Annotated in this window: 1 protein-coding gene; it reads right to left on the bottom strand. The window is 45.1% G+C overall.

The annotated features are described in order from the left end of the window. A partial coding sequence (locus F7D20_RS05435) for a SusC/RagA family TonB-linked outer membrane protein (protein ID WP_158463174.1) occupies window positions 1-2,208 on the bottom strand: 2,208 nt, incomplete at both ends.

The raw sequence follows: 2,208 nt of genomic DNA, 5'->3' as shown, positions 1-2,208 counted from the left end.
AGTACACATAGTTGCCGATAGATGCATGGAAGGCTGCACTGAAGTCCCAGTTCTTATAGATAAACTTGGTGGTGAAACCCATGATGACATCAGGAGCAGGGCTCTTGTAGCAATAACGGTCGTCAGGGTCAATCTTGCCGTTACCATTACGGTCAACATATAGTCCCTCTATAGGCTTGCCGTTCTCGTCGTAAACCTGTTGGTAAACATAGTAAGAATTGCGAGGTTCGCCAACCTTGTTTACCTGTACCTTTGTGCCGGTACCACGAGATACCGTGTTACCTGTCTCAACCCAATCTTGCAAGCCAGCCTCTAACTCTGTGATTTCATTGTGGTTCCATCCCACGTTGTAGGTTACATCCCAAACGAAGTCCTTGGTGACGATAGGCTTCACATTGAATGCCAATTCCACACCATAGTTTTCCAAAGAACCGATGTTCTTCAAGAGTTTGTCGCCAAAGTTAGTACCACCAGCGATGTCTATTTCTGACAACAAGTCAGTAGTCTTACGATAGTAACCATCGATATTGAAGCCGAAGCGACCATTGAGAGCGGTGAAGTCAATACCGCCATTGTAGGTTGTTGTCTTTTCCCATGTCAAATCACGGTTGTATTTTGATGGACGCATGGTCTGATAATACTTGTCACCCAATGGATATTGTGCATAAGTGTCGCTGAGGGTATATTTAGGAGTATAGTAGAAGTCGTCAATACCATTCTGCTGACCAGTCATACCCCAGCCCAAGCGGAGTTTCAATTCGTCAATCCACTTTACGTTCTTCATGAATGGCTCGTTGTTAATCTTCCAGGCAAAGGCTGCTGCTGGGAAGTAACCCCATTTCTTGCCCTTTCTGAAGCGAGAAGAACCATCGGCACGGAAGGTTGCAGTAAGCAAATAGCGGTCCAGCAAGTTATAGTTGAAACGTCCGAAGTAAGATACCAAAGAGTTGTGACCCTTCCACATGGTGTTTGCCATGTATCGTGGGTTATTCACGTAGTTCCATTCTCCATCTACTAACTGTGGATTGGTATCTCTCAAATACTCATCGATACCGCTTCCGAAGTCATAGGTTGTTCTGTGATAGTGGCTCTGCTCAGCACCTGCCATGATGTCGATGTCGTGCACACCAAACTTGTGGGCATATTCAGCAAATGCTTTTCCTTCAATGCTGTATTTGTATTGATGGTTAGTAGCATACCAACCAAAATAGTTGTTGGATGCTTTTGTAATGTCGTTGATTGATGATGTATACTTGCTAATATCATCATGCTGCTTAGCATCAGTGTACTGTGCACCGATGGCAGCATGCAAATGCAAGTCTTCGAAGCCATGAACCTTATAATCTACCTCTAAGTTTGAAGATATGTCATGAGTATTGGCTATTATTTTTCGGTTGTTGAGGAGATTCACAGGGTTATGAGGAGCCTGAGTACTGGGAACCTTTGTCCAGTTAGGATCTGTAATTGTGTTACCCGCATTGTCCAGATACTCGAAATATCCGCCTACACAATAATTGTACGTCTCATCGTTTACACGAACAGGCTGTGTGGGATCCATTTCCAACGCAGCACCGATGGCACTACCAAAATCGGCGTAGCGGTCCTTTTCGAACATATACTTCGCTGTGAAGTTGAAGTTCAAGTGCTTGTCGAGGAAGGAAGGAGCCAAATTGACCGATGTGTTGAAACGCTTCATCCAACTGGTCTTAACGATACCGTTGTTGTCTTCGAAACCTAAGCCAATACGGTAAGGCATATTCTTCAAGCCACCCTGAATGCTGAGACTGTGCTTGGTAGAGACAGAGGTACGGAAAATCTCGTCCTGCCAATCAGTGTCGGCTGTACCCAATGCGCTTGTATCATAGCCTAAAGAGGTAAGAGCCTGCTTGTACTCACTGGCATTCATCACCTCATATTTCTTCTGGATGGTTGACAAGGTAACATCCCCATTATAGGTAACGGTAGGTCTCTGACCTGCACGTCCCTTCTTTGTGGTGATGATGATGACACCATTAGAAGCACGAGAACCATAGATGGCGGTTGCCGAAGCGTCCTTCAATACCGTGAAGCTTTCGATATCGCTTGGGTTAATCATCGCCAAGACGTTACTTGTACCCTGCAGATTGTTATTATCAAGAACCAAACCATCGATGACATAGAGAGGGTCGTTAGAAGCATTCAGAGAGGCACCACCACGGATACGAATCT

Source organism: Segatella copri (assembly GCF_009495355.1).
Lineage (GTDB): Bacteria > Bacteroidota > Bacteroidia > Bacteroidales > Bacteroidaceae > Prevotella.
This window is presented reverse-complemented; position numbering and strand designations above follow the sequence as displayed.